Origin of the sequence: Erythrobacter epiphyticus (assembly GCF_034653295.1) — a bacterium.
Taxonomy (GTDB): Bacteria; Pseudomonadota; Alphaproteobacteria; order Sphingomonadales; family Sphingomonadaceae; genus Erythrobacter.
In genome coordinates this window covers 582,663-609,198 of the sequence record NZ_JAYEEU010000007.1, presented here as the reverse complement: position 1 = coordinate 609,198, position 26,536 = coordinate 582,663, and the positions used below count along the sequence as shown (strand labels likewise).

The 26,536-nt window shown below is 64.5% G+C and carries 18 protein-coding genes; 11 read left to right on the top strand and 7 right to left on the bottom strand.

Going from position 1 to position 26,536, the window contains the following annotated elements; genetic code table 11:
* The first annotated feature begins 64 nt into the window (after window positions 1-64).
* Window positions 65-2,824, top strand: coding sequence for a [protein-PII] uridylyltransferase (locus SOQ14_RS08460; RefSeq protein WP_322897631.1), 2,760 nt, complete (start codon window positions 65-67; stop codon window positions 2,822-2,824).
* Window positions 2,825-2,923: 99 nt separating this feature from the next.
* Window positions 2,924-5,245, top strand: coding sequence for a TonB-dependent receptor (locus SOQ14_RS08455; protein ID WP_322897630.1), 2,322 nt, complete (start codon window positions 2,924-2,926; stop codon window positions 5,243-5,245).
* A 176-nt stretch (window positions 5,246-5,421) separates the two neighbouring features.
* Here the strand turns inward: SOQ14_RS08455 and SOQ14_RS08450 are convergent, their stop codons facing one another.
* Complete coding sequence (locus SOQ14_RS08450) at window positions 5,422-6,096, bottom strand: YggS family pyridoxal phosphate-dependent enzyme (protein WP_322897629.1); 675 nt, start codon at window positions 6,094-6,096, stop codon at window positions 5,422-5,424.
* Here SOQ14_RS08450 and SOQ14_RS08445 point away from each other — a divergent pair.
* The 3 genes from SOQ14_RS08445 to SOQ14_RS08435 all read left to right on the top strand — a co-directional run bounded on the left by SOQ14_RS08445 (window position 6,095) and on the right by SOQ14_RS08435 (window position 11,665).
* Entirely contained in the window at window positions 6,095-6,655 is a 561-nt protein-coding gene (locus tag SOQ14_RS08445; protein WP_322897628.1) for a thiamine phosphate synthase, read from the top strand. The genes SOQ14_RS08450 and SOQ14_RS08445 overlap by 2 nt on opposite strands.
* 73 nt (window positions 6,656-6,728) lie before the next feature.
* Entirely contained in the window at window positions 6,729-9,134 is a 2,406-nt protein-coding gene (locus SOQ14_RS08440; protein WP_322897627.1) for an FtsK/SpoIIIE family DNA translocase, read from the top strand.
* Between the two features lie 167 nt (window positions 9,135-9,301).
* Window positions 9,302-11,665, top strand: coding sequence for a TonB-dependent receptor (locus SOQ14_RS08435; RefSeq protein WP_322897626.1), 2,364 nt, complete (start codon window positions 9,302-9,304; stop codon window positions 11,663-11,665).
* A 12-nt stretch (window positions 11,666-11,677) separates the two neighbouring features.
* Here the strand turns inward: SOQ14_RS08435 and SOQ14_RS08430 are convergent, their stop codons facing one another.
* Genes SOQ14_RS08430 through SOQ14_RS08420 form a run of 3 tightly spaced genes read right to left on the bottom strand, consistent with a single transcriptional unit; the run spans window position 11,678 to window position 14,475 of the window.
* Window positions 11,678-12,247, bottom strand: coding sequence for a GDYXXLXY domain-containing protein (locus tag SOQ14_RS08430; protein ID WP_322897625.1), 570 nt, complete (start codon window positions 12,245-12,247; stop codon window positions 11,678-11,680).
* Window positions 12,244-13,380, bottom strand: a complete 1,137-nt coding sequence (locus tag SOQ14_RS08425; RefSeq protein ID WP_322897624.1) for a DUF2157 domain-containing protein — start codon at window positions 13,378-13,380, stop codon at window positions 12,244-12,246. The genes SOQ14_RS08430 and SOQ14_RS08425 overlap by 4 nt, the downstream gene beginning before the upstream one ends.
* A 36-nt stretch (window positions 13,381-13,416) precedes the next feature.
* Entirely contained in the window at window positions 13,417-14,475 is a 1,059-nt protein-coding gene (locus SOQ14_RS08420) for a substrate-binding domain-containing protein (RefSeq protein ID WP_416232742.1), read from the bottom strand.
* Window positions 14,476-14,701: 226 nt separating this feature from the next.
* Here SOQ14_RS08420 and SOQ14_RS08415 point away from each other — a divergent pair, with 226 nt between their 5' ends.
* Window positions 14,702-16,441, top strand: a complete 1,740-nt coding sequence (locus SOQ14_RS08415) for a sensor domain-containing diguanylate cyclase (RefSeq protein WP_322897622.1) — start codon at window positions 14,702-14,704, stop codon at window positions 16,439-16,441.
* On the opposite strand, the gene SOQ14_RS08410 is transcribed toward SOQ14_RS08415, so the two are convergent.
* Together SOQ14_RS08410 and SOQ14_RS08405 are read right to left on the bottom strand one after the other, a co-directional pair.
* A complete protein-coding gene (locus SOQ14_RS08410) occupies window positions 16,423-16,833 on the bottom strand; it encodes an acyl-CoA thioesterase (RefSeq protein WP_322897621.1) in 411 nt (136 codons plus the stop codon). The genes SOQ14_RS08415 and SOQ14_RS08410 overlap by 19 nt on opposite strands.
* The gene (locus SOQ14_RS08405) at window positions 16,830-19,046 is read right to left on the bottom strand and encodes a S9 family peptidase (RefSeq protein ID WP_322897620.1); all 2,217 of its coding nucleotides are present in this window, start codon (window positions 19,044-19,046) and stop codon (window positions 16,830-16,832) included. Before SOQ14_RS08405 ends, SOQ14_RS08410 begins: the two co-directional genes overlap by 4 nt.
* Window positions 19,047-19,174: 128 nt before the next feature.
* On the opposite strand from SOQ14_RS08405, the gene SOQ14_RS08400 reads away from it, so the two are divergent.
* Both SOQ14_RS08400 and SOQ14_RS08395 read left to right on the top strand, forming a co-directional pair.
* Window positions 19,175-20,992, top strand: a complete 1,818-nt coding sequence (locus SOQ14_RS08400) for an aminopeptidase P family protein (RefSeq protein ID WP_322897619.1) — start codon at window positions 19,175-19,177, stop codon at window positions 20,990-20,992.
* A 141-nt stretch (window positions 20,993-21,133) separates the two neighbouring features.
* Window positions 21,134-21,529, top strand: coding sequence for a VOC family protein (locus tag SOQ14_RS08395; RefSeq protein WP_322897618.1), 396 nt, complete (start codon window positions 21,134-21,136; stop codon window positions 21,527-21,529).
* Window positions 21,530-21,803: 274 nt separating this feature from the next.
* Here the strand turns inward: SOQ14_RS08395 and SOQ14_RS08390 are convergent, their stop codons facing one another.
* Entirely contained in the window at window positions 21,804-23,390 is a 1,587-nt protein-coding gene (locus SOQ14_RS08390; RefSeq protein ID WP_322897617.1) for a helicase HerA-like domain-containing protein, read from the bottom strand.
* Between the two features lie 100 nt (window positions 23,391-23,490).
* Between SOQ14_RS08390 and pabB the strand changes: the two genes are divergently transcribed.
* From pabB to arfB, 3 genes are read left to right on the top strand one after another with little or no spacing between them, the layout of a single operon-like run.
* Window positions 23,491-25,320 carry an aminodeoxychorismate synthase component I gene (gene pabB / locus SOQ14_RS08385; RefSeq protein ID WP_322897615.1) on the top strand — a complete coding sequence of 610 codons (1,830 nt, stop codon included), beginning with the start codon at window positions 23,491-23,493 and terminating at the stop codon, window positions 25,318-25,320.
* Window positions 25,317-25,976 carry an RluA family pseudouridine synthase gene (locus tag SOQ14_RS08380; protein ID WP_322897614.1) on the top strand — a complete coding sequence of 220 codons (660 nt, stop codon included), beginning with the start codon at window positions 25,317-25,319 and terminating at the stop codon, window positions 25,974-25,976. Before pabB ends, SOQ14_RS08380 begins: the two co-directional genes overlap by 4 nt.
* Window positions 25,969-26,385: an alternative ribosome rescue aminoacyl-tRNA hydrolase ArfB gene (gene arfB / locus SOQ14_RS08375; RefSeq protein ID WP_322897613.1), complete on the top strand. Its 417-nt coding sequence runs from the start codon at window positions 25,969-25,971 to the stop codon at window positions 26,383-26,385. The genes SOQ14_RS08380 and arfB overlap by 8 nt, the downstream gene beginning before the upstream one ends.
* The last annotated feature ends 151 nt before the right edge of the window (window positions 26,386-26,536 follow it).

Genomic DNA, 26,536 nt, shown 5'->3' with positions numbered 1-26,536 from the left:
CGCTGACAGGCCGGGCTATCACCACGGCGCTCGGCGCCGATGTTCATGCGGGGGAACCCTCCGCGTGAACGTCAAGCGCATCTCGGGCCAGCGCACGATCATCGATCGCCGCGTGCTCGGCGAGGAAGTGACGGCGCTGGCGCTGGCCGCCGCCGATGGCGGGCGCCCCGCTGTGCTCGAAGCCTTGCGCCGCGCGCTCGATCAGGGGCGCAGCGAACTGGCCCGCCGCCTCGCCGAGGCGCCCTCGGCCGGGCATGATTGCGTGGGCGGGCATTCCTTCCTGATCGATCAGATCATCCGGGTGATCCACGATTACGTCACCACCCATCTCTACCCGGCTTCCAACCGCACCGCCGCCGAACGCCTCGCGGTGCTGGCGGTCGGGGGCTATGGCCGCGCCGAAATGGCGCCGCACTCCGATGTCGATATCGCCTTCATCACCCCGATGAAACGCTCGCCCTGGTGCGAGCAGGTGATCGAGGCCATGCTCTACCTGCTGTGGGATCTGGGGCTGAAAGTGGGCCATTCGAGCCGCACGGTTTCGGATACGATGCGGCTCGCCAAGGAAGATCTCACGATCCGCACCGCGCTGCTCGAAGGACGGCTGGTGTGGGGCGATCAGGCGCTTTACGAGGAGCTGCGCGCCCGGTTCTGGGCCGAAGTCGCGCGCGGCAGCGAACGGCAATTCCTCACCCAAAAGCTCGAAGAACGCGAAGCACGGCACAAGCGGATGGGGGATTCGCGCTATGTCGTCGAACCCAACATCAAGGATGGCAAGGGCGGGCTGCGCGATCTCCAGACGCTCTATTGGATCGGCAAGTATATCCACCGCGTGGAAACCGCCTCGCAACTTGTCGATGTCGGCCTGTTTACGGCGGCCGAATATCGCAGCTTCCGCCGGGCCGAAGGGTTCCTGATGGCGGTGCGCTGCCACATGCATATCATCACCGGCCGGGCGGAAGATCGTCTGACCTTCGATCTCCAGCGGCAAGTCGCCGAAGCGATGCAGTTCGCCGATCGCCCGGGCAAGAGCGCGGTCGAGCGCTTCATGCAGTACTATTTCCTGCAAGCCAAACGCGTCGGCAGCCTGTCAGGCGTGTTCCTGTCCGCGCTCGATACCGAATTCGCCAAGAAGCGCACCCGTTCGGGCTTTTTCGCGGGCTGGAACCAGAAGCCGCGCATGCTCAAGGGCTATGTCATCGAAGCGGGCCGCATCCGGGCACCGGGGGATGACTGGTTCGCCGCTGATCCCGTCCGGCTGATCGAGCTGTTCCAGCTCGCCGAGGCCGAAGGGCTCGAAATCCACCCGCAAACCATGCGGCAGGCGGATCGCGATGCGCGGTTGATCACGCCTGAAATCCGCCGTGACAAGCGCGCCAACGCGCTGTTCCTTGATCTGCTGGGCGGCCGCAAAGACCCGGAAACCGCGCTGCGCTGGATGAACGAGGCGGGCGTGTTCGGCCGGTTCGTGCCCGATTTCGGGCGGGTCAATGCGCAGATGCAGTTCGACATGTATCACCACTACACCGTGGACGAACACACCATCCGCGCCATCGGGCTGCTCTCGCAGATCGAGCGCGGCTTGCTTAAGAAGGATCACCCGCGCGCCAGCCAGTTGATCCACAAACTCGCCTCGCGCCGCGCGCTGTTTGTCGCGGTCCTGCTGCACGATATCGCCAAGGGGCGCGGCGGGGATCACTCGATCCTCGGGGCCGATCTGGCACCGCGGCTTGGCCCGCGCTTCGGCCTTGATGACAAGGAAACCGAGCTGGTCTCGTGGCTGGTGCTGCATCACCTTCTCATGAGCCGCACCGCGCAAAAGCGCGATCTCACCGATCCCAAGACGATCGAGGATTTTGTCGGTCAGGTGCAAAGCCTCGAACGGCTGCGCAATCTCGCGATCCTGACGGCGGTTGATATCCGCGCGGTCGGGCCGGGCACATGGAACAGCTGGAAGGGCCAGCTGCTCGGCGAACTTTACGATGCCGCCGAAGAGCGCCTGCGGCTTGGCCACATGCGGCAGGGGCGCACCCAGAAAGTCGCCGCCAAGAAAGTCCGTGTGGCCGAATTGCTGGGCGAGCGGGGCCATCTCGTCGAAGAGGTGGGCGCGCTGCTGCGCGATGCCTACTGGATTGCCGAGCCCGAGGACATCATTGCCAGCAATCTCGAACAATATGCCGCCAGCCGATCCGGCGGCGAGCAGCTCTCGGTGGCCTGCGCCGTCGATGCAGTGCGCGGCGCGACCCGGGTGAGCGTGATCGCGGCGGACCATCCCGGCCTGTTCTACCGCATGGCAGGCGGGATTCACCTTGCCGGTGCCAACATCATCGATGCGCGCATTCACACCGCCACCAATGGCTATGCCTTCGACAATTTTCTGGTGCAGGATCAGCACGGCCAGCCGTTCAGCGAAGCCTCCCAGATGGCGCGGATCGAACAGGGCATCCGCAATGCCTTGCTCGCCAAGGTCGAACTGGTGCCCAAGCTGGCGGCACGCCCGCTGCCGCACTCGCGCGCCAAGGCGTTTGATGTCGCGCCGCGGGTCACCTTCGATAACGAGGCCTCCGGACGCTTTACCGTGATCGAAGTCACTGCGCGCGATCGCGCGGCCCTGCTCAACCGGCTGGCCTATGCCCTGTTCAAGGCCAATCTGATCGTCCATTCGGCGCATATTACCGCCTATGGCGAGAGCGCGGCCGACACCTTCTACGTCACCGATCTGACCGGGGCCAAGGTCAAGGCGGCGGAACGACTGGCGGAAATCGAAGCGGCCCTGCTCGAAGCCGCAAGCGATCAACGCCAGCGCGAGGTTGAAACAATTTAGCAACACTTGGGAAAAAACAGGCGCTTGGTGAAGGGTGGGCCTGATTGCATTTGCCCGTGGCCACGCTAAGGGGCGGCCAGTTCATCAGGGAGAGCTAACATGAACACCCCCGCAAAAATGCGTCGCATCCTCGCGCTTGCGCTGTGCTCCACCGCCTTCATTCCGGCCGGCGCTTATGCGCAAGCGGTCGAAGAGGAAGCGCCTCAGGAACGCGCCAGCACGCTCGACACCATCAACGACATCATCGTTACCGGCACCAAGACCAAGAACCCCGAAAACGTGCAGGACGTGCCGCTGGCCGTCACCGCTTTCGGCGAAGCCAGCCTTGAAGCCTTCAAGATCCGCGACATTCAGGGCCTGTCGTTCCAGGCGCCCAACGTCAGCCTCGATCAGGTTGGCACCAGCCGCGGCACCGCCAACTTCACCGTGCGCGGCATCGGCATCAACTCCTCGATCCCCTCGATTGACCCGACGGTTGGCGTGTTCGTTGACGGCGTGTTCCTCGGTGTGAACGGCGGGGTCGTGTTCGACCTGTTCGACCTGTCGAGCGTCGAAATCCTGCGCGGCCCGCAGGGCGTACTGTTTGGCCGCAACGTGACGGGCGGCGCGGTGGTGATCAACACCGGCAACCCGACCGAGGAATTCAGCGGCAAGTTCCGTGCGGCAGTGGACGGCCCGATCGACAGCGGTCGTGGCGGCGCCAACTACACCGTCAGCGGCGTGGTGTCGGGCCCGATCGTCGAAGACAAGCTGCTGTTCAAGGTCGGCGCCTACTACAACAAGGATGAAGGCTATTTCCGCAACCTGTTCGATGGTTCGAACCATGGTGCAGCCGAAACCAAGATCCTGCGCGGCGCGCTGGAAGGCCGCTTCGGCGAACTGACCCTGCTCGGCAAGCTCGACTATTTCACCAGCGACGGTGATGGCCCGTCGAGTCAGAACCGTGCATTCTTCGACCGCCGTTCGTTCGATTTCTCGATCGACGAGCCGGGCAACTATAGCAACGAGATCTGGACAGGCTCGCTCACTGCGACCTGGAATGTCGGTCCGGGCACGTTCACCAATGTGTTTGGCTGGCGCAAGTTTGATGGCACAACCCGCGGCGACATCGACGCGACCCCGGTTTTCTTGTTCCATTCGAACACCGAAACAGCGCAGGAGCAGTTCTCGAACGAATTGCGCTACGCGATCTCGACCGATCGCTTCGACCTCGTGATGGGGGGGTTCTACTTCAACCAGAACCTCGCCTACACCGAGGGTCGCGAGTTACGTCGCGATTTGCCCCCGGCAGCGCGACCGCCGGAGTTCTTTGGCGGTGGCCGCCAGGATCACGAAGTGATCGGCATCTTTGCCAACATGAACTACAAGCTGACCGATGCGCTGACCGTGCTTGCCGGTCTGCGCTGGAACCAGGAAACCAAAGATGCAGACGTCACATTTGTCCGTCCGCGGCCGGCTTGCTCGGTGGTTCAGAGCACTTGTCCGACGAGCGGAGTCAATCCGTTCACCGGTGAAGCGAATGGTTTCAGCGACGATCTGAAATTCCAGAACCTCTCGCCCAAGGTCGGCCTCCAGTACGAATTTGGCGACAGCCAGGTCTATGGCCACTGGAGCCGCGGTTTCCGTTCGGGCGGCTATAACTTCCGCATCACTGATGTGCCGGTCTTCAACCGCATCGTGGCGGCGACCGGCAACCTTGGCTTTGGCGAAGAGCAGGTTGACACCTTCGAACTTGGCGGGAAATTCCAGACAGCGGACGGTGCTTTCACCCTCAATGCAGCAGCCTATGTCTCCAAGGTCCGAGACATGCAGCGTGAAGTGAACGTGGCGGGTGCCGCAGGGGTGGTGCAAAACATCGTCAATACTGCCGATGCCACCATCACGGGTGTCGAAGCCGAAGCGCGTATGCGCGTGTCGCCTTCGCTGGTGTTCACTGCCAACCTCGGCATCATCGATGCTGGCTACGATAGCTTGTTGTTCAACATCGGCAGCCCTGATGGGATCACAGGGAACCCGAACGATTCATTGGGCCTGAGCATCCCACGCGTGGTGCCCATTACGGTCGGGGCAGGTCTGCTGCATGAATTGAATGTTGGCAGCAGCCAGTTCCTGACCCGTGTGAACTATCAGTATCGTGATCGGGCAGCATACACCGATGACAACCTCGGCTGGCTCAACGATCTGTCGATGCTCGAAGCCAACATCACCTGGGTCACCCCGGTGCAGGGCCTTTCGCTGTCGATTTACGGCCGCAACCTGCTCGATCAGGTGCAGGAAGGCGGCGACACGCAGGTGCCCTTCGGCAATCCTGGAGTGTCGACCGGCGTTCGTCGGCCTTTCAGCCCAGTGCCGACTGCAGGTACCTTCTCGCCGCTGATGCGCGGCCGGAACATCGGCATCGAGGCGATGTTCGAATTCTAAGCTGATCGGGCCTTACGCCCGCGCAAAAAAGGGGCGCTCCGGCAACCGGGCGCCCCCTTTTTCATGCCCATCGCTGCGCCGCTTGATGAGACAGCCCGGTTGCGCACGCAACCGCAAGGCCGACCGCAGCGGCTCGTGCGACACGCACGAAATACCGCGAGGAAAAACGAAAAAAGCTACGCCCGCGCGCCGAACAGCGCCGAACCCACCCGCACATGGGTCGCGCCGAGCATCACGGCGGTCTCGTAATCGCCGCTCATGCCCATGCTGAGGCCGGTGAGGCCGTGATCGGCCGCCAGCTTCGCCAGCAGGGCGAAAAACGGCGCAGGCTCGATATCGGCAGGTGGAATGCACATCAGCCCGGCAAGCGGAATGCCAGAGGCGCGCACAGCCTCCAGAAAGGCAGGCAGATCCGCAAGCGCACAGCCACCCTTCTGCGGCTCGTCCCCGATATTGACCTGCACGAAGCACGGCACGGGCTTCGCCAGCTTGGCCATCGCCTTGGCCAGCGCGGTCAGCAGGTTCGGCCGGTCGAGCGCATGGATGCAATCAAACAGCGCGACGGCTTCTTCCGCCTTGTTCGATTGCAGCTGGCCGATCAGATGCAGCTCCAGATCGGGATAGGCGGCACGCAGCGCCGGCCACTTGGCTTGCGCTTCCTGCACCCGGTTCTCGCCGAACACCCGCTGGCCTGCGGCGATCAGCGGCTCAATCCGCTCCGCCGGATGCGTCTTGCTGACCGCGATCAGCGTGATGTCGGCCGGTTCGCGCCGGGCGGGCTTGCACACCTTGGCGATATTGGCGCGGACCTCGGCGAGACGGGCCGCGGGCGTGAGGGCTGTATTGTCCATGGCCCGGCTCTATAGCGGTTGGGTGACGCCCGCCAATCCCCTCCCCCGCCTGTGGCTCATCAGCGATGCGCGCAATGATGCGCGGCTCGACCGCGCGCTTGCCCGCCTGCCGCGCGGTTCGGGGCTGATCTATCGGCACTATCATCTTGACGATGCCGCGCGGCTCGCCCGGTTCCGGGCACTCTTGCGGATCGCGCGGGCGCGCGGCCACACCGTGATCCTTGCGGATTCGGCGCTGACCGCGCGCGAATGGGGCACGGATGGGATTTACGGCAGCCCCCGCGCGCTGGCCCCGCGCCGCGCCGGGATGATCCATCTTGCGACCGTCCACAATCCGCGTGAAATCGCGCTGGCCAACCGGCTGGGCGCGGATGCCATGCTGCTCTCGCCGGTCTTTGTCACCCGCAGCCACCCCGGCGGCGCGGTGCTCGGCCCGGTGCGCTTCCGCCTGCTGGCGCAGCTCGCCCGCAGGCCGGTGATCGCGCTGGGCGGGATGACACGGGCGCACGCGCGCAGGCTCGGCTGGGCGAGCTGGGCCGCAATCGACGGGTTGAGCTGAGGCGCGGTTCATCGCTCTTTCCTTGACCGCACGAGCGCGAGGATTCATGATGTGTTCTCACGAGGAGACACTTATGGCGTCCCGCGCCGTCACACCCCGCACCCCTGCGACCCGTTCGGCTGACGCCGAATGGCGCATCGGCCTGCGCCGCTCGATGCGCCGCATCGGCCAGATCACGGGATCGGCGCTGCTGTGGGGCGCGATGGTGTTCCTTGGCCTTGCGCTCGCCAGCTACACCCAGACCGACCCCAGCCCTTCGACGGCGGCGGCGGGCGATTCCATCGCCAACTGGATGGGTGCTGCCGGGGCCTTCATCGCAGACCGCGTGCTGCTGGCCTTTGGCCTGCCCGCGGTGCTGCTGCTGCCGCTGCTCTATGTATCGGCGCGCCGCTTGTGGCGCGGCTATGAGCATGAAGACGAACCCGAGACCACCCGGTGGTGGATACCTTTGGGCCTGCTGCTGATTGCCATGGTGCTGATCGCCACCGTGCTCGCACTGGCGTTTGATAGCAGTTCAAGCACCCTGCCCGCACAGGTCGGCGGGCTTGCTGGCCTGCTTGGCAAAGCAGGGATCGAAGCGGTCGCGACGCGGTTTGGCGGCGAAGCGGCGGGATGGGTGATCCTTGGCCTTGCCATCACCTGCCTTGGCGGGGGCGTGGCCTTGCTTACGCGGGTGTTCGCGATCGATTGGCGGGTGTTGATGACCTTGCCCGAATTCCTCGGCGGGGCTTCGCTGATCGCGCCCTTTGCCAGGCTGATGCCGCGCTTTGGTGACAAGCAGCCCGAAATCCCTGCCGCAGACTCGCCGGATGATGCGCCGCCTTCGACACGCCCGCGCCGCGCCGCCAAGGCCGAGCGTGAGGTCGAGGTCGAGCTGACCCCGCGCCGCGCGCCCGAGATTTCCGATCCTTCCGCGCCGCCCAAACGCGCGGCCCCGGCCAAGGCGAACCAGCGCGACATGTTCGCCGCGTTCAACCTGCCGAGCCTCGATCTGCTGGCCGAACCGCCCAAGGACACCGCCCCCAAGCTCGACAAGCTGGCGCTCGAACGCAACGCCCGCCTGCTGGAAAACGTGCTCGATGATTTCAACGTCAAAGGCGAAATCACCGCCGTGCGCACCGGCCCGGTGGTCACCATGTACGAGCTTGAGCCTGCCCCCGGCATCAAGGCGAGCCGCGTGGTCGGCCTTGCCGAAGACATCGCCCGCAACATGAGCGCGATCAGCGCGCGCGTCTCGCCCATTCCGGGCCGCACCGTGATGGGCATCGAATTGCCCAACAAGGATCGCCAGGTGGTGATGCTGAAAGAGCTCGCCGCCTGCACCGCCTTCGCCGAGGCGCGCGGCAACCTGCCGATCATTCTGGGCAAGGATATCGCGGGTGAGCCGGTGATCGCCGATCTCGCCGCCATGCCGCACCTGCTGGTGGCGGGGACGACGGGTTCGGGCAAGTCCGTCGGGCTCAATGTCATCCTGCTGAGCCTGCTGTACCGCTTCACCCCGTCGGAACTGCGCCTGATCCTGATCGATCCCAAGGTGCTCGAACTCAAGACCTACGACGACATCCCGCACTTGCTATCCCCCGTGGTGACCGAGCCGCACAAGTCGGTGCGCGCGCTCAAATGGGCGGTCGAGGAAATGGAGCGGCGCTACCGGATGATGAGCGCGATCAATTCGCGCAACATCAATTCCTTCAACGAGAAAGTCGCCGCCGCCATCGCCAAGGGCAAGCCTTTGGGCCGCCGGGTGCAGACCGGGTTCGATCCCGATACCGGCGAACAGCTTTATGAAGAAGAACAGCTCGATTATCAGCCGCTGCCGCAGATCGTGCTGATCGTCGATGAACTCGCCGATCTGATGGTGACAGTCGGCAAGGAAATCGAAGTCCTGATCCAGCGTCTGTCGCAGAAATCGCGCGCCGCGGGCATCCATCTCATCATGGCGACGCAGCGGCCTTCGGTCGATGTCATCACCGGGGTGATCAAGGCCAACCTGCCGACCCGCATCAGCTTCAAGGTAACGAGCCGGATCGACAGCCGTACCATCCTTGGCGAACAGGGCGCGGAACAGCTGCTGGGCAAGGGCGACATGCTCTACAAGCCCAACACCGGCGCGATGGTGCGTGTCCACGGGCCGTTCGTGTCCGATGAGGAAGTCGAAGCCGTCGCTGATTTCTGGCGCGGGCAGGGCGCACCGGAATATGTCGACGCAGTTACCGAAGAACCCGAAGATGGCGGCTTCGGTTTTGAAGATGATCTGACAGCCTCCGATAACCCCGAAGAGCGCAAATATCGTCAGGCCTGCCAGATCGTGATCGAGAACCAGAAAGCATCGGGTTCGTGGCTCCAGCGCCAGATGGGTGTTGGCTACAACACCGCGGCGAAATGGATCGAGCGGATGGAAGAAGATGGTCTGGTCGGTCCGGCCAATCACGTCGGCCGGCGCGAGATCTATCGCGACCGCGATGGCAATCCGCTCTAGGCCCACCTGGCGCGGTGCCCCTGTGCGCGCAGCCGGCGGGATGATGCACGTTTGCAACGCCTGTAAATTGTAATATTCCTGTCGTCCTTTCGTCACGCGTGCGTCGCGGCAGCGTCACTGATTGCTGCCACGGCGAGTTCATTCTCCAGCAACAGGGAAGCCCAGAGATGTTCCGCACCACTTCCACGCGCGTGTCGTTGACCGCGCTCGCCACCACGCTCGCTTTTGCGCCGCAAGTCGCGCTCGCGCAGGACAATGCCGAAACCGCGGCTCAGCCTGACTACGGCAACCAGATCCTTGTCACCGCGCAAAAGCGCACCGAACTGGCCAAGGACGTGCCGATCACCATCTCGGCCACCTCGGGTGAACGGATCCGCGAACTGGGCGTGACCGATCTCGATGAATTGTCCTACTATGTGCCCGGCCTGCTCATTCAGGAGCAAAGCGCCAACAACCCCGGCATCGTGATCCGCGGGATCACCTCGGACAGCGGCTCGGCCCAGCAGGGCCCGCGCGTCACGCTCTATTACAACGGTGTTGATATCTCGCGCTCGCGCGGTTCCTATCAGGCGATCTACGATCTCGAACGCGTCGAAGTGATCAAGGGCCCGCAGGCGACCTTGTTCGGCACGGCCAGCGCAGTCGGCGCGATCAGCCTTGTTTCGGCCAAGCCGCGCGAAGGCTTCTCGGGCGAAGTCCGCGGCGGCTACGGCAATTTCAACCAGACCCTGCTCGGCGGTTTCCTCAATGCCGGGAATGATGTGATTGCCGGGCGTATCGCGTTCGAATGGCGCACCCGCGATGGCTATGTCGAGAACCTCAGCACCAATCAGGACAAGGAACTCTATGCGCAGAACCAGTTCGGGGCACGCGCCTCGCTGCGCTTCACGCCGAATTCCGATCTGACCGTCGATCTGATCGGCTCCTACGATCAGCAGCGCAATGGCGGCACGCCCTTCATCTCGGGCCGATTCCCCGCCTTTGCCGGCGCGCCGGGTGGCCCGGCCAATGCCTTCCAGCCCGCCAACCTCGGCGGCAATCCGGCGGGCGCAGCGGTGCTCGGCAATGATCAGCTTGGCCTCAACCGCGAGGTCTATGATCTCAACCTGACCGCCGAATACAGCTTCGGCGACAACTGGACCTTCACCACCGTCAACGGCTACCGCGAATTTGACAGCCGCGAAGTGTTCGACGCCGATGGTTCGGCTGCACCCTTCCTCGAATTCGCGGAAATCGCCGATGGCTGGCAGATCAGCCATGAAGGCCGCTTCAGCTACACCAGCGACAAGCTGCGTGCGAGCGCGGGGTGGAACATCTTCATCGAAGATGGCCGCCAGAATGTGCCATTCTCGACCGAAGAAGGCACCTTCCTGCAATGTCTGACCACGCTGTTCGGTGCACCGCTGATCCCGGGGATCCCCTGCGTTGCGCCCAATGGCACGGTACCGGCCACGGCGGTAACCGGCCTTGCGACCGGCGGCGCGGTGACCGCGATCCCCTACGCCTCGGTGTTCGAGAACCAGGGCCGCAACGAAGCCTATTCGGTGTTCGCGGATGTGACCTGGATCCCGTTCGAAGCGCTCGAACTGACAGCCGGTGTGCGCTATCTTGATGAATATCGCCGCTCGGGCTTCTTCGCCAGCGCGCCCAACAGCCAGCTTTCCCGCGCCCCGCTGATCCCCGGCCAGATCGATACGGGCGGGCGCACCTTCACGGCTGATGCCCGGTTCGATGCATGGCTGCCGCGCTTCAACGCGCTCTACCGCGTCAGCGACGATGTGAACGTCTTTGCCACCATCTCCAAGGGCCGCCGCTCGCCGGTGGTGCAGGTCGCCGCGGCGCGCGTCGCCGGGTCAGTCGTTCCCAACGTCCAGACCATCGCCGAGGAAGTGGTGTGGAACTACGAAGGCGGGCTCAAGCTGGCGACCGGATCGGTCACCGGATCGCTCGGCGTTTATTATCAGGTCTATAACGACTTCCAGGTTTCGGTCGCGCAGGTCGATGCCAATGGCAACCCGACCGGCGCCTTCATCACCGCGAGCGCCGGTTCGGCGAGCAATCTCGGGGTCGAAGCCGAGCTGGCCGTTCAGGCGACCGACTGGCTCAATATCTTCGGCAATTTCGGCTACATCAATGGCGGGATTGACGAAGATGGCGCCTTCTCGCCGGCCTTCTCGGGGGCACGCTTCCGCTTGCAGCCCGAATTCCAGGCAGCGGGTGGCTTCACCATCAACCACGAGTTCGGCAATGGCATGCGCTTCTTCGCCACGCCGAGCATCACCCACCGCACCCGGATCTTCTTCGAAGTGCCCAACAATCCGCTTATTGCGCAAGGGCCGGTCACGCTGGTCAATGCGCGTGCCGGGTTCAGCTTCATGGACGAGAAGTATCAGATTGCAGGCTTCATCCGGAATGCCTTCAACCAGGACTTCCTGCTGGATGCGGGCAACACCGGCGGGGCCTTCACCATCCCGACCTTCATTCCGGGCGAGCCGCAGTTCTTTGGTGTCGAGCTGACAGCGAAGTTCTGATCGCCACAGCGTTTACCGCGTGATCGCGGCGGGCGGGGGAAGCAATTCCTCCGCCCGTTCGCTTTGGGCATCGCGCGCAGCCTGTTCCTCAGCAGTGAGCGACCGGAACCGGATTGCCAGCGGTGTAAAGCTGCCATCAGCCCGCTGGCGGATCGTGACAATCCCGCGCTGGTCGCGGTTCTGAAGCTGCTGTTGCAGGGCCATCGCGCGATCCTGCCCGACATAAAGCCGCCCCTGCCGCAAGCTCTCGCGGCCATAGACCGCGGCGGGATTGGCGCGCAGGGGATGCGGGCAGGTCGCCAATGCGGTGTCATCACCCACCGGCTCAGCGCGCGTGATAAAGGGAGCATTGCCCGACAGGCACAGGTCATCAAGCGGCTGGCCCAAGCGTGCCTCATCCAGCCCGGGCCAATCATAGCTGAACTCGACATAATGCCCGCGCAGCAGATCGCGCGGATCATAGCCCATGATCGGCACCTCCCAATCCGTGCCCTGACGATAGGTGTGATCGCTGATGGCCCACAGACCGGCAAGGCCTGCGAGCGGCAGCACCGCCGCGACAAGGCGCGCGGCGCGGTTCATGCGCCATCCTCGCTCTCGGGGGCATAGGTGCGCGACACCTTGAGCGCGGCCCACCCGATACCGAGGATCAGCAGCCCGGCGATGATCAGGCCGAAGCCGCTCAACAGGAGATCGCTTGCCAGCTCGAAACTCACAATGATGAGCCGCAGCGCCACCATCCCCACCGCGAGCTGGAACACCCCGCGCCACCCGGCCTTGAGCGCGGCCGCAGCGATCCCCGTCCACAGCGCCATGAACAGCAGCGCCGGGAGGAAATCGAGGCCGTTGAGCGGCACGGCCAGCAGCACCACCAACCCTGCTCCGGCGATGATGGCGCCTGCCATCCGCCCCGACATGCCGGGGCGCGCCGCCATCAGGGCGAGCCCGGCGCCGCATCCGATCGCGGCGCGCAGCCCCATGGCGGCAAAGCCTGACAGCGCCGCCTTGTCATCCAGCGCGTTGGTGGAGGCGAGCACACTGGCCAGCGCCGCGCCCGCCACCGCATAGGCCAGACCCAATTGTTCGACCCTGCGCCAGAAATCGGGCCGGGCAGATGTCTGCCGCAGCCAGCCTCCGAGCGGCGCGGCCACCACCGGCAGCGCTGTCACCAGCGCCAGCCACAGCGCCAGCGCCGTGCCGCTGACCGCTGCGTGATGGCCCGCGTAATCCCACAACGCCCAGATCAGCACTCCCATCACGGCAGAGGCGACCGTCAAGCCGCGCCCCATCAACAACAGCAGCGGCGCGAACAGCACCAGCCACAGCGCGAGAGCCTGCCACAGGGGCGAGGCGGTCTGGTAAACCTGCCCGAGATGGCCGAAAAAGGTGAGGCCGAGCGCGCCGATGACAAATAGCAGCGCCTCTTCCGCAAAGGGCGGTAAGGCAGCTAACCGCTGCGGGCGCGTTGCTAACGTCGCCACTCCCGCTGCGATCAGGGTAAGGTGGACGCCCAGCCGCAAGCCGCCGGGGATGTCCTCCCAATTGGCCGCCACCACCGAGACGAGGCCAAGCCCGATCGCCAGCGCGCCAATCCCGAACACCGCCCACAAGGCAATGGGGCGGGCATGGGCTGCCTCGTGGGCGATCAGGCGATCACGCGTGGCGGCATCAATGACGCCGGCCTTGTGCCATGCTTCGATCTTGCGCGTGCCCATAACCCGCTCAGTAACGCGCGGGCCAAGGGCTCGCAATCAATCCTTGGCGGCCAGCTCTTCAAGCGTCAGCGGCGTCAGTTCGGATGCCTTGCGGGCATTGGCGGTCATCGCTTCGGGCGACATCGCCACCATGCCGATCCGTGCCAGCGGGCCGCCCTTGCTCCAGCTCTTCGCCCATTCCTGGATGAAGGCCTCAAGCCCCGGAATGGCGCGCATGTGGGCCTTCTTGATGTAGATGAACAACGGACGCGCGCCCGGGTAGGCGAAGCTGGAGATGTTATCGAAAGTCGGCGGCACGCCATTCATCGGCAGGCCCTGCACCTTGTCGGCATTTTCCTCGAGATAGGAAAAGCCGAAGATGCCCACCGCCCGCGGATTGGATTCGATTTTCTGGACGATCAGGTTGTCCTGCTCGCCCTGATCGACATAGCCGCCATCCGAACGCACTTCGGTGCAGACCTGCCCGTAACGTTGGGCGTCGCTTTCCTTGAGCGCCTTCATTTCGGGATTGGTGTTGCAGCCCGCTTCGAGCACCAGTTCCTTGAGCGCGTCGCGCGTGCCCGAAGTGCTGGGCGGACCGTAAACGAGGATCGGGGTCGCAGGCAGCGCCGGATCAACATCCGACCAAAGCTTGCTCTTCTGCTCGCCGCCATAGGGCCGCGCGGCCAGCGCTTCATAGACGATCTTGGGCGAGAGGTTCAGCATGATCCCGCCCTGCGCCGAGGCGAAGGCAATGCCATCGAGCCCGACTTGCAGTTCGACAACGTCCTTGACCCCGTTGGCGACGCATTTCTCGAATTCGCTCGGCTTCATCCGCCGCGATGCGTTGACGATATCGGGGGTGTTGGCGCCAAGCCCCGAACAGAACAGCTGGATGCCGTTGCCGGTGCCGGTCGATTCAATCAGCGGCGAGGGGTAATCCGGGTTTGCGCGCGCGAAATTTTCCGACACCACCTTGGCAAAGGGATAGACCGTCGAGGAGCCGACGGCGCGCACAGAATTGCGCGCCCCGCCGCCACCGGCATCGCATCCGGCAAGCGCAAGGGTGGCGAGCGCAGCAAGCGCGGCAGTGAAGCGGGTAGGGCGGCTGGACAACATCGGAGTTCCTGACATTTCTGGATGCCGGGGCGCTAGGCCAGATCTGTGACAAGCTTGTGACGCGACTGCCAGGCCCACGCCTTGGCAAAAGCAGACGGCGTTCGGCTCAAGGTCGTATGTTGTGTCCGTGCGGCTTGCCCAACCCCCACACGCAACGGCCCGTTTGCATAGAAGGCACTTAACCCGCAGGTAACCCGCACCCTGCTAACGCTGGCTTATGGGAGTGGCGACCTTTCTGCGATGGGTGTTGAAAGTGCTGGCGCTGCTGGCCGCGATGGTTGCTGCCCCGACGCTGGCTGATACCCATACCGGCCCCAACTTCGCGCCCGCCTGCCATGCCGCGACCGATGCGAGCGTCCCGCTCGAAGCGATGGCCGCCCGTTCGGTATGGAACTGCACGGTCACCGGCTGGCAGGCCAACCAGCCGACAAGCTGGCTGCGCTTTGATGCGCCCCGTTGGCAAGGCGAAGCGCTGCCGCGCTATTTCTTCACCCGCACGGCGCGGCACGAAGCCATCACGCTGGCAGCGCTCGATGCCGATGGCACGATCCGCTCTTTGCGCTATGCCGAAGCCGAGGGCGCGCCCTTCGCGGGCGGCCCGGTGTTCTCTCTCAGACTGCCCGAAATCACCGCCGAGACCCGCGCCATCGTGGTGCGAATCGACAAGCCACACTCGATCCCGTTGCTGACCGAAGCGCGGGTTTCGCATCACCGCGAGAACGCCGATTGGTCGCTGATCGAAATGATGCTGCTGCCGCTGGTGCTCGGGATGCTGATCCTGCCGCTGCTGTTCGACATCACCTTCTACCTCGTGCTGCGCGAACGCTTTGTGCTCGTTCACGCCACCATGGTGCTGGGCATGATGAGCTATGTGCTGTTCGCCGGGGGGCTGATCAGCCTGTTCGTGAGTTTGCCGATCCCCCTGCTGGCGATCATGGCGCCGCTGTCATGGTCGATCGCCTGCGGCGCGGCGCTGATGTTCCTGGTGATGTTTCTGGAACGCGGGGCGCTGTCGCGCACCATGCAGCGTGTCACCTGGTGGACCGGAATCTGGACCATGGTGGTGCCAAGCCTGTGCGCGCTCCAGTTCCACTGGTCGCAGCCCTTCGATGATACGGCCTACTTCCTCACCGTGACCCCGGCGGGTGTGGTGGTGACCGCCGCCCTGGCGCAGGCCGTGCTGCGCGGCAGCCGCTCGGCGCGCTTTGTCTCCTTCGCTTGGGCACCTTTGTTGCTCGCGTCGTTCGAACGCATGGCGCGCGGCTTCGGGCTGTATGCCGCACCATCAAGCCTTGATCAGTTGATCTTCCTCGCCACCGGGATTGAAGTGGTGGTGATCAGCCTTGCCATTGCGGATCGCTTCCTGGCGATCCGGCGCGAACGCGATGCCGCAATTGATCAAGCGCGCGTGCTGGAACAGCTTTCGACCCGCGATTCCCTGACCGGGTTGATGAACCGCCGCGCGATCGAGGCACGGTTTGATGAGCTGGTAAGCCAAGGCTTTCACACATTTGCTTTGCTTGATCTTGATCGCTTCAAGGCTGTCAATGATGTCCACGGCCACCAGATCGGCGATGCGGCGCTGATTGCCTGCGCCGCGGCGCTACGCGCGGTGGGCGGCGATCGCGACACCGTAGCGGTGCGGCTGGGCGGCGAGGAATTCGTGGTGCTGCTGCGCGGCGAGCAAGCAATCGCCCGCGCCGAAGCGCTGCGGCAAGCTATCCCGCGGCGGATCGCCACTGATGTGCCGGGGTTGGGCCTGCCGATCACCGCCAGCATGGGGCTGATCGAAATGCCGCCTTCGGTAAGCAGCCGGGTGAGCTTTGCCGAATTCTATGCGCGGGCAGATATCCTGCTCTACGAAGCCAAGGCGAGCGGGCGTAACCGCATGGCCTATGAACGCCTCACCGTGTTCAGCGAAGCACCGCGCGGCCGCAACGCCGATCAGTCGCAGGTCGCCTGAAACGGCGCCAGCACTGCGGGGCGCACCCGCGCCAGCCGGCCCGTCGCACGATCAAGCATCGCCCAGGTCGTCGCCGCACTGACCAGCTGCTTGCCCGCCGCATCGGTGAATTCAACCCGCCGGAGTGATGTCGCGCCCTGCGCAGGCCCTTCGATCCAGGTCTCGGCCATCACGCTTGCGCCCTCGGACACATTGCCGCGATAGTCGATCTCGTGCCGCACCACGACCCAGAAGAACGCCGCGCGGTCGTCCGGCCGCGCGACGCTGTCCCAATGGGCGGTGGCCATGTCCTGGATCCACTGCACCCACACCGTGTTGTTGACGTGGCCAAGCTCGTCGATGTGCTCGGGCGCGGCAACAAAGGTGCGGGTGAAGCGGCGGGGTTTGCTCACTTGCTGTCCGTCTTCGGGGCCAAACCCGACTGCCACAGGATGAAGGCGAATTCCTCCGCCGTCTCCTTGAGGCTGTTCCAGCGGCCCGATTGCCCGCCGTGGCCTGCGCCCATGTTGGTCTTCATGAGGAGCAGATTGTCGTCGGTCTTGAGCTCGCGCAGCTTGGCGACCCACTTGGCCGGTTCCCAATAGGTCACGCGCGGATCATTGAGGCCCGCCGTCACCAGCATCGGCGGGTAATCCTTGGCCGCGACCTGATCATAGGGCGAATAAGACAGGATATAGGCGAAGGATTCCTTCGAAGTGATCGGATTGCCCCACTCCTGCCATTCGCCCGGTGTGAGCGGCAGCTTTTCGTTGAGCATGGTGTTGAGCACATCGACAAACGGCACGTGCGCGACAATCGCGCCATACTGCTTGGGGTCCTGATTGACGATCGCGCCCATCAGCTCGCCGCCCGCCGAACCGCCACTGGCGGTCACCTTGCCTTCGGCGGTGTAGCCCTTGGCGATCAGCCCGCGGCCGACATCGACGAAATCGTTGAAGGTGTTGGTGCGCGCGAACATCTTGCCTTGCAGATACCAGCGCCGCCCGAGATCGTCCCCGCCGCGGATATGCGCGATGGCATAGGCAAAGCCGCGATCCACGAGGCTGAGGCGCGTGGTCGAGAAGCCCGGCGGGATCGCGTAGCCATAGGCGCCATAGGCATAGAGGTGGAGCGGACCCGGCCCTTCGATCCCGGCCTTCTTGAGGATTGCCGCTCGGTCCTTCCTCATCACGATGCTGACCGGCACCATCGTGCCATCGCGCGCCTGCACGCTGAGACGCTCGGTGGTGTAGAGCGTGGGATCATAGCCGCTCGGGATTTCCTGCGTCTTGAGCGTCGTCAGCTTGGCGGTCTTGATGTCGTAATCATAGACCGTGCTCGGCGTGACCATGCTCTGATAGGACAGGCGCAGCTTGCTCACGTCATATTCGGGATTGTTCGAAAGACCGGCGGTGTAGCTGGGTTCGGGGAAGGTGATCGGCGTGATCTTGGCCGGATCGCCATAGGCGCGCAGCTGGATCTGATCGAGCCCGTTGAGCCGCCCGGTGGTGACGAAGAAGTCCTTGTAGAGATCAAAACCGGTCAGATAGAAATCATCCGATCCGGCAATCACCGTCTGCCAGTCACCCGGCGTCTTGAGGCTCGCCTTGGCGAGGCGGAAGTTGATGTGATCATCATTGGTCCACACCCACAGCTCGCCATCGCGCACATCGACAGAGTATTCGACGCCCTTCTGGCGCGGCTTCACGAGGATCGGCGTGGCGGTGGGGTCAGCGGCGGGCACCAGCCGCACTTCGCTGGTTTCGTTATCGCCGGTGGCAATGATCAGCCAGTCTTTCTGCGCGGTCAGACCAGCGCCGACGCCGAAGCTCTGATCGCTTTCCTTGTAGAGCGTTACATCCTGTTCGACCGGCGTGCCGATCACGTGGAGCTTGGCTTCGAGCGTGCGCCACTCTTCGGTTGACGGGCCATAGACCAGCGCGGTGTCATTCTTCACCCACGTGAGCCCGCCGCGCAGGTTGGTGATTTCGTCGGGCAGCAATTCGCCGGTCTGCAAATCCTTGATCCGTGCGGTGTAGCGCTCCGATCCGTTAGTATCGGTCGAATAGGCAAGATACCGCCCGTTCTCGCTGATCGAAGCCGCACCGAGGCTGAAATATTCAAGGCCCTTGGCCAGTTCATTCTCATCCAGCAACAATTGCGGTTCACCGCCTGCCACGGGCTTGCGCCAATGCTTGCGATATTGCGCGCCTTCCTCGAACTCGGACCAGTAGAGATAGTCCCCGTCCTTCTGCGGCACGGTGCTGTCGTCTTCCTTGATGCGGGCGCGCATTTCGGTGAACAGCGCTTCGGTGAAGTCCTTTTGCGCTGCCATATTGGCTTCGAAATAGGCGTTTTCGGCCTTCACATAGGCCAGCACATCTTCATCATCGATGGTCGGATAGGATTTGTCATAGAGCCAATCGTAAGGGTCTTCGATCGTGATCCCGTGATGGGTGTAGCTGTGCGGGCGCTTTTCAGCGCGCGGCGGATTGGCAGCAACAGAAGGCGATGAAGCAGTGGTCACGCGGGGTTGATCCTTGGCAAAAGCAATCGTGGGAACAGCGAGCGCAGCCGCCGAAGCGAAGGTGGCGGCGAGCGGCAACAGGCGGAAGCGGTGTGTCATGGTTGGTGCGATCCTCTGGTAAGCCTCGCCGCGGATGGAAAGCCCGCTGCAAAAGGCCTATGGTGCCATTACAGTAGAAGCCGTGCCTGCCCCTGCCAAGGGCCGAGCGCCATTCAGGATTCGATCAAATGCTGATGCAAACCCACGAAGCCCGCCTTGCCGCGCTGCGCGAAGAACTCAAGCGTCATCAATATGATGGCTTCATCGTGCCGATTTCCGATGAGCATATGAGCGAATATGTCGGCGACTATGCCCAGCGCCTCGGCTGGCTGACGGGCTTTGGCGGTTCGGCGGGGTTTGCAGCCGTCACGCTGACCCATGCGGCGATCTTCGTCGACGGGCGCTATACCGTACAGGTGCGCGAACAGGTTTCGGCGGCGCTGTTCGAATATTGCAGCATCCCGGCCGACAGCCTCGCCGGGTGGCTGGCGAAGGTAAGCGAGAACGGCGCGCGGATTGCCTATGATCCCTGGCTCCACACCGCCGGCTGGGCCGCCGCGCTCGAACGCGCCTTGGCGCCCGCCGGGATCGCACTGGTCGCCGCGGCGCGCAATCCGATCGATGCGGTGTGGGCCGATCAGCCCGCGCCGTCGCCCGCCCCGGCGCTGGTGCATGAAGACGCGCTGGCCGGGCAATCGTCTGCCGACAAGCGCGCGGGCGTTGCTGATTGGCTGGAGCGGCAGGGCCATGATGCGGTGGTGATCCCGGCGCTCGATTCGATCGCGTGGCTGCTCAACATCCGTGGCAATGACGTGTCGCACACGCCGGTCGCGCTTTCCTATGTGATCGCCCACAAGGATGGCCATGCCGATCTGTTCATCGCGCCCGAGAAGGTCACGCCCGAACTCGTGCAGCATCTCGGCAATGCGGTGCGCGTGCGGGATCGCAGCGCCTTTGTGGCCGGGCTCGGCGAGCTGGCGGGCAAGCGGGTCGCGGTCGATCCCGATTTCGGCGTGGCGGCGATTGCCCAGACCTTGCAGGCCGCAGGCGCAACCGTGGTGGCCGCGCAGGATCCGACAATCCTCGCCAAGGCGATGAAGAACCCGGTCGAACAGGCAGGCCAGCGCGATGCGCAGGTGCGCGATGGCGCGGCAGTGAGCAAGTTCCTGCGCTGGCTGGCAATCGAAGCGCCCAAAGGCACGGTGGACGAGCTTTCCGCCGCAGCCCGCCTGGCCGCTTTCCGGCGCGAGGATGCCGGCCTCAGGGACCTGTCCTTCGACACGATTTCGGCCGCCGCGGGCCATGCCGCGCTCCCCCATTACAAGGTGGATGAGGACAGCAATATCCCGATCCCACCGGGTTCGATCTATCTGGTCGATTCGGGCGGCCAATATGCCACCGCCACCGGCAGCGGCACCACCGACATCACCCGCACGGTGTGGATCGGGCCGGGCGCACCGTCTGCCGAAATGAAGGACCGGTTCACCCGCGTGCTCAAGGGCCATATCCAGATCGATCGCGCGGTGTTCCCGCAAGGGACGGCGGGCGGACAGCTTGACGTGCTGGCACGGCAATATCTCTGGGAAGCGGGCGTCGATTATGCTCACGGCACCGGCCACGGGGTCGGCAGCTTTCTGGGCGTGCACGAAGGCCCGCAGCGCATCGCCAAGCCTTCGGGCGGGCAGGCCGGCACCGGGCAGGAGTTGTTCGCGGGCATGATCCTGTCGAACGAGCCGGGCTATTACAAGCAGGGCGCCTTCGGCATCCGCATCGAAAATCTGGTGCTGGTGGAGGAACGCGAGATCGCCGGTGCCGAAGGGCGCTGGCTCGGGTTTGAAACGCTGACCTTCGTGCCGATTGATCGCACCCTGATCGAGAAATCGCTGCTGACAGCCGACGAGATCGCGTGGCTCGATGCCTATCACGCCAAGGTGCGCACCCTGCTCGGGCCGCTGCTGGCGGGCGATGATCTGGCATGGCTGGAGCGGGAAACGCAGCCGCTCTAAGATTTCCTGCACGCCGTCCGGCGGGCAATCCGCGCCGCTGTCTCGCGCGAGCGGCTGCGGGCGCGCAGTCGCGCTTGTCGACCCATTCATGTTCCTATAATGTTCCCTTCATGCCCGAGTCGGGCCAAGGGAGGACAAAACATGATCGGTTATGTGACACTCGGCAGCGATGATCCCCAAAAGCATGCGCCGTTCTACGATGCCATTGCTGCGGAAATGGGCGTCGGGCGGATGATGGAGTTTGACAGCTTCATCGCCTGGGGCGCGTGGGGCGGCGGTTGCGGCGTTGCGCTGACCAAGCCTTTCAACGGCGAACCGGCCAGCGTCGGCAATGGCGTGATGGTCGCAATCGAAGCGCGCGATCCCGAACAGGTGCGGCGCCTGTACGATATCGCCATGGCGCATGGCGGTAGCGATGAAGGCGCGCCCGGCCCGCGCGGCGATGCCGATCCGCAGGGCAATGTGTTCTACGCCGGCTATTTCCGCGACCCTTGCGGCAACAAGCTCAACGCCTTCTGCATGGCTCCGGCAGAATAGGCCGCAGGGGCAGAGCGGAGGGCAGCAGTGGTTTTCCTACGGCCTTGTCAGGCGTTATGGGTCGGGGATGAACCTTGTGATGCTGCGATCAGATCACGTTGCAACGATGGCGGCAGTGATCGGGCCGATAACCGGAAAAGGCGAGCAACGGGGACACTGTGATCAAAGGGATTTCTCTTTAAGGACAGTGTCTCAGTTGTCTCCAACACGTAAGCTTGCCGCGCCGCAAGATGAACGGAAACCGGTTGGACACTGGCAGTCCGGGGCGATCACCTCAGCGCATCAGGCCGCCGATCAGGTTGCGCACGAAACGCCCGGCGACAGGCCCGGCGAGATCGGTAACCAGCGATCCGGCGGCCGAGGTGATCCCCGATGCCACCGGATTGGCGCGGCTTTTCTTGCCGAGCACCTTGGAGGCTGCCACGCCCGCCGCCCCGCCGATGGCGACTTTGGCACCGCGCGTGAACGCCTTTTCCCAGATACCGGGGCTGAGCCGTGCCCGCTTGCCCACCGCGTCCTCGCCCTGTTCGGCGACTTCGGCAGCCGTGGCAGCCGCATCGGCGGCCTTGGCTGCAAGGATTTCGGCCGCGCTTTCGCGATCAACCACCGTGTCATACTTGCCATCAAGCGGGCTCACCGACTGGATGATCGCGCGCTCTTTGGGCGTAAGCGGGCCAAGCCGCGAACGCGGCGGCTTGATCAGGGTGCGCTGCACGATGGTGGGCGCGCCTTTTTCATCAAGCGTCGAGACCAGCGCTTCGCCGACTTTCAGCTCGGTAATCGCTTCGGCGACCTTGATTTCCGGATTGATGCGGAAGGTTTCAGCCGCCGCCTTGATCGCGCGCTGATCGCGCGGGGTGAAGGCGCGCAGCGCGTGCTGCACCCGGTTGCCAAGCTGGCCCGCCACCTTTTCGGGGATGTCGATCGGGTTCTGGGTGACGAAATAGACGCCAACGCCCTTTGAACGGATCAGCCGCACCACCTGCTCGATCTTGTCCTGCAAAGCCTTGGGCGCATCGTCGAACAGGAGATGCGCCTCATCAAAGAAGAACACCAGCTTGGGCTTTTCCGGGTCGCCGACTTCGGGCAGGCTTTCGAACAATTCGGCGAGCAGCCACAGCAGGAAGGTCGCGTAAAGCTTGGGACTGCGCATCAGCTGATCGGCGGCCAGCACGTTGATATAGCCGCGCCCCTGATCATCGACTTTGAGGAAATCATCGATCTCGAGCGCGGGTTCGCCAAAGAAATGACCTGCCCCTTGCGCTTCAAAGCTCAGCACCTGCCGCTGGATCGCGCCGACCGAGGGGCGCGTGACATTGCCATACTTGCCGGACAGCGCGTCAACATTCGCGCTCGCCCATTCGAGCACCGCTTGCAGATCGGCGAAGTTGAGCAGCAGCAGGCCGTTCTCATCAGCATAGCGGAAGATGATCTGGAGCACGCCTTCCTGCGTCTCGTTCAAGTCGAGCAGCCGGGCAAGCAGCAGCGGCCCCATTTCCGAAATCGTGGTGCGGATCGGGTGACCCTGTTTGCCGAACAGATCCCAGAAGATCACCGGATTGTCGGAATAGGCGTAATCGGTGATGCCAAGCTCTGCGGCGCGGGCTTCGAGGATCGCCGCGTTCTTGAAGGTCGGCGAACCCGGCATGGCGATCCCCGCGAGATCGCCCTTCACGTCGGCCACGAACACCGAAACCCCCGCAGCCGAAAAGCTTTCGGCGATGCCTTGCAGGGTGACGGTCTTGCCCGTGCCGGTCGCACCCGCGATCAATCCATGGCGGTTGGCGCGGCTGAGGCTGAGCATTTGCCGCTCGCCATTGCCGCCAAGCCCGAGATACAAAGCGGTTTCGGTATCGGCCATGAGCGTCCCTTTGCTGCCAACGCGTGTCGCACCGATGTGCAGGGGCGCGCCCGCGCGGTCAAGTTCTCGACTTGGCCGCGAATTGGGCTAAGGCAGCGCCATGGGTCAGAATACGCCATTTGTCCTGCTGGATGATGCCCGCGCGGGTGACGCGGGCGCCGATGCGCTGCTTTACGAGGCACCGAAACAGGTGTTCGTGGCGCACCGGCCTGAAGAGGTCGCCGCCGTGCTCGCCGCCGCCGAATCCGCGCGCGTGGCAGGCGGCGGAACGCTGGCCGGATACCTCGCTTACGAAGCCGGCCTTGCCATCGAGCCGCGCCTTGCCGCACGGGCCGCCGCGCGCAGCGGAGCCGCGGGCCCGCTGGTGTGGCTTGGCCTGTTCGATACCCCCCGCGCCATTCCCGCTGGCGAGGTGCCGGGCTGGCTCGCCGCCCGGGCCGAGGGCACGGCCAGCATCGGCCCGCTCGAACCGCAGCTCTCGCCCGGTGGCTATGCTGCCGCCTTTAAAGCCATGCGCGAGGCGATCGAGGCCGGGGACATCTATCAGGCAAACCTGACCTATCCTCTGGCGGGTTCCTATCGCGGTGATCCGCTCGCGCTCTATGCCAGCCTGCGCCCGGCTGCGGCAGCCGGCTATGGCGGGGTGATCTTTGACGGATCGCACTGGCTGCTCAGCTTCTCGCCCGAACTGTTCTTCGCGCTCTCGGGGAACGAGGCCAAGGTCAAGCCGATGAAGGGCACCCGCCCGCGCCATGCCGATCCTGCGACAGACCGCGCTGCTGCCAAAGCGCTCGGCCAATCGGAAAAAGACCGCGCCGAAAATCTCATGATCGTTGATCTGATGCGCAATGATCTCGCGCGCGTCGCCGAGGCTGGCAGCGTGCAGGTCGAAGCGCCGTTCGCGATCGAAACCTACCCGACAGTGCACCAGATGGTTTCCACGGTGCGCGCGCGTCTCAGCCCCGGCAAAGGCGCGGTCGATCTGCTCCATGCCCTGTTCCCCTGCGGCTCGATCACCGGGGCGCCCAAAATCCGCGCGATGGAACTGCTCGCCGATATCGAGCGCGATGCGCGCGGGCCCTATTGCGGCGCGATCGGGCGGATTGATGCCGATGGCGATGCGGCTTTCAATGTCGCAATCCGCACCTTGCGCCTGACTCCGATCGAGAACGGGCAGGGACAGGCGGTGCTGGGCATTGGCTCGGCCATCGTCGCCGATAGCGACAGCGAGGCGGAACGCCGCGAATGCGAGGTCAAGGCGGGCTTCGTGCGGCGGATCGGCCCCGATCTCGCCGCGCCCGCCTGCGATCTGATCGAGACCATGCGGTTCGAACCCGACAGCGGCATCGCCCTGCTCGAAGGCCATCTTGTGCGGATCAAGGCCAGCGCCGCGGTGCTGGGCTTTGCCTTTGATCGCCACGCGGCGCGCAACCAGATCCAGGCGCTGTGCTTCGAACTCGAAAGCCCTGCCCGGCTGCGGCTGTTGCTCGCCCGCAGCGGGGCAACCGCGATCGAAGCCGCCCCGCTCCCGGTGCCCTTCAGCGCGCCGCTGCCCTGCGTAGCCTTGCCCCATCCGCTGGATCCGGGGGACTGGCGGCTTGCGCACAAGACATCGGATCGCGGCTTTTACGAGGACGGGCTGGCGGCAGCCCGAAAGCTTGGCGCGGGTGAAGCCTTGCTCGTGCGCGGCGATGGGCTGGTCACCGAGGGATGCTTTACCACGCTCTTCATCGAGGACGATGATGGCGTGCTGCTGACCCCGCCTGCACACCTCGGGCTGCTGCCCGGCGTGCTGCGCGCGCACCTCCTCGCTGAAGGGCGTGCGCGCGAAGCCGCCTTGACTCTCGATGATTGCGCCGCCGCTTCGCAAGCGGGGCGGCTGTGGCTCGGCAATGCGTTGCGCGGGCTGTTCAAAGGAACCATGGCATGACGCTTCCCATTCTCTACGAAGACGGCGAAGCGCTGGTCATCGACAAGCCTGCCGGCCTGCCGGTTGATCCCCCGCGCAAGGGCGGGCCGAGCCTCGGCCATCACCTCGGCGCCTTGCGGTTCGGCTTCCAGCGCGAGCCGGTGGCGGTGCACCGGCTTGATACCGATACCTCGGGCTGCCTGCTGCTGGCACGCAATCCCAAGGCGCTGGCGCGCTTCAACCGCGCCTTTGAAGACCGCGCAGTGGCCAAGACCTATCTCGCCGTGCTGGCAGGCCATCCGGCCGGCACGCAGGGCACGATTGAACTTGCGCTCGCCAAGATCAGCTCGGCGGAAAAGGGCTGGCGGATGATTGCGGCGAAGAAGGGCAAGCCAGCGGTCTCGCACTGGGAACTGGTCGAACGGCTGGGGCCATACAGTCTGATCCGCTTCCGCCCGGAAACCGGCCGCACCCATCAGTTGCGCGTGCATGCGCTCAAAGGGCTTGGCGCGCCGTTGCTCGGCGATCCGATCTATGGCGCAGGCCCTGCGGCCGGTGCCCGCCGCACCATGCTGCACGCCGAGAGCCTCGCGGTGACCCGCGCAGGCAAGACCCCGATCACCGCCCAGGCGCCGCTGCCTGCGGATTTCCGCGCGTTGGGGGTCAGCGATGGATGATGGCCTACTCCCCCGTGCGCTGGCGCTGGTCGAGGAGAGCTTCCTTGCCGGCTCGGGCCCCGGCGGGCAGAATGCCAACAAGGTTGCGACCGAGGTCGAGCTCAGGGTCAATGTGTTCCGGCTCGGCCTCGCGCCGCCGGTGTTTGCGCGCCTCAAGGCGCTCGCCGGGAGCAAGCTCGCGAGCAATGGCGATCTCATCCTGACGTCGAAGGCACACCGCACCCGCGAGGCCAACCGCGAGGATGCCCGTGCGAAGCTGGCTGCCCTGCTCGAAGAGGCGCAGATTCAGCCCAAACGCCGCGCCAAGACGCGGCTCAACCGGGTCGGCAAGACCGAAAGGCTCAAGGTCAAGAAAGCGCGCGGCGCCGTGAAAGCCGGACGCGGGCGGCCCAGCAGTGCGGATTGGTGAGCGGGATGGGAAGTCAGCGGTTCGCAAGAGCGAACCCCAGAACAAAGCCCATCCTTGACTTTTCCCCATGATTCGCCCAATGGCCCCACCGATGTCGGCGGCGCTCCGGGGTAACCCGCGCGTGCCGCCCGTTTTGTTTCTGGCCGCAATG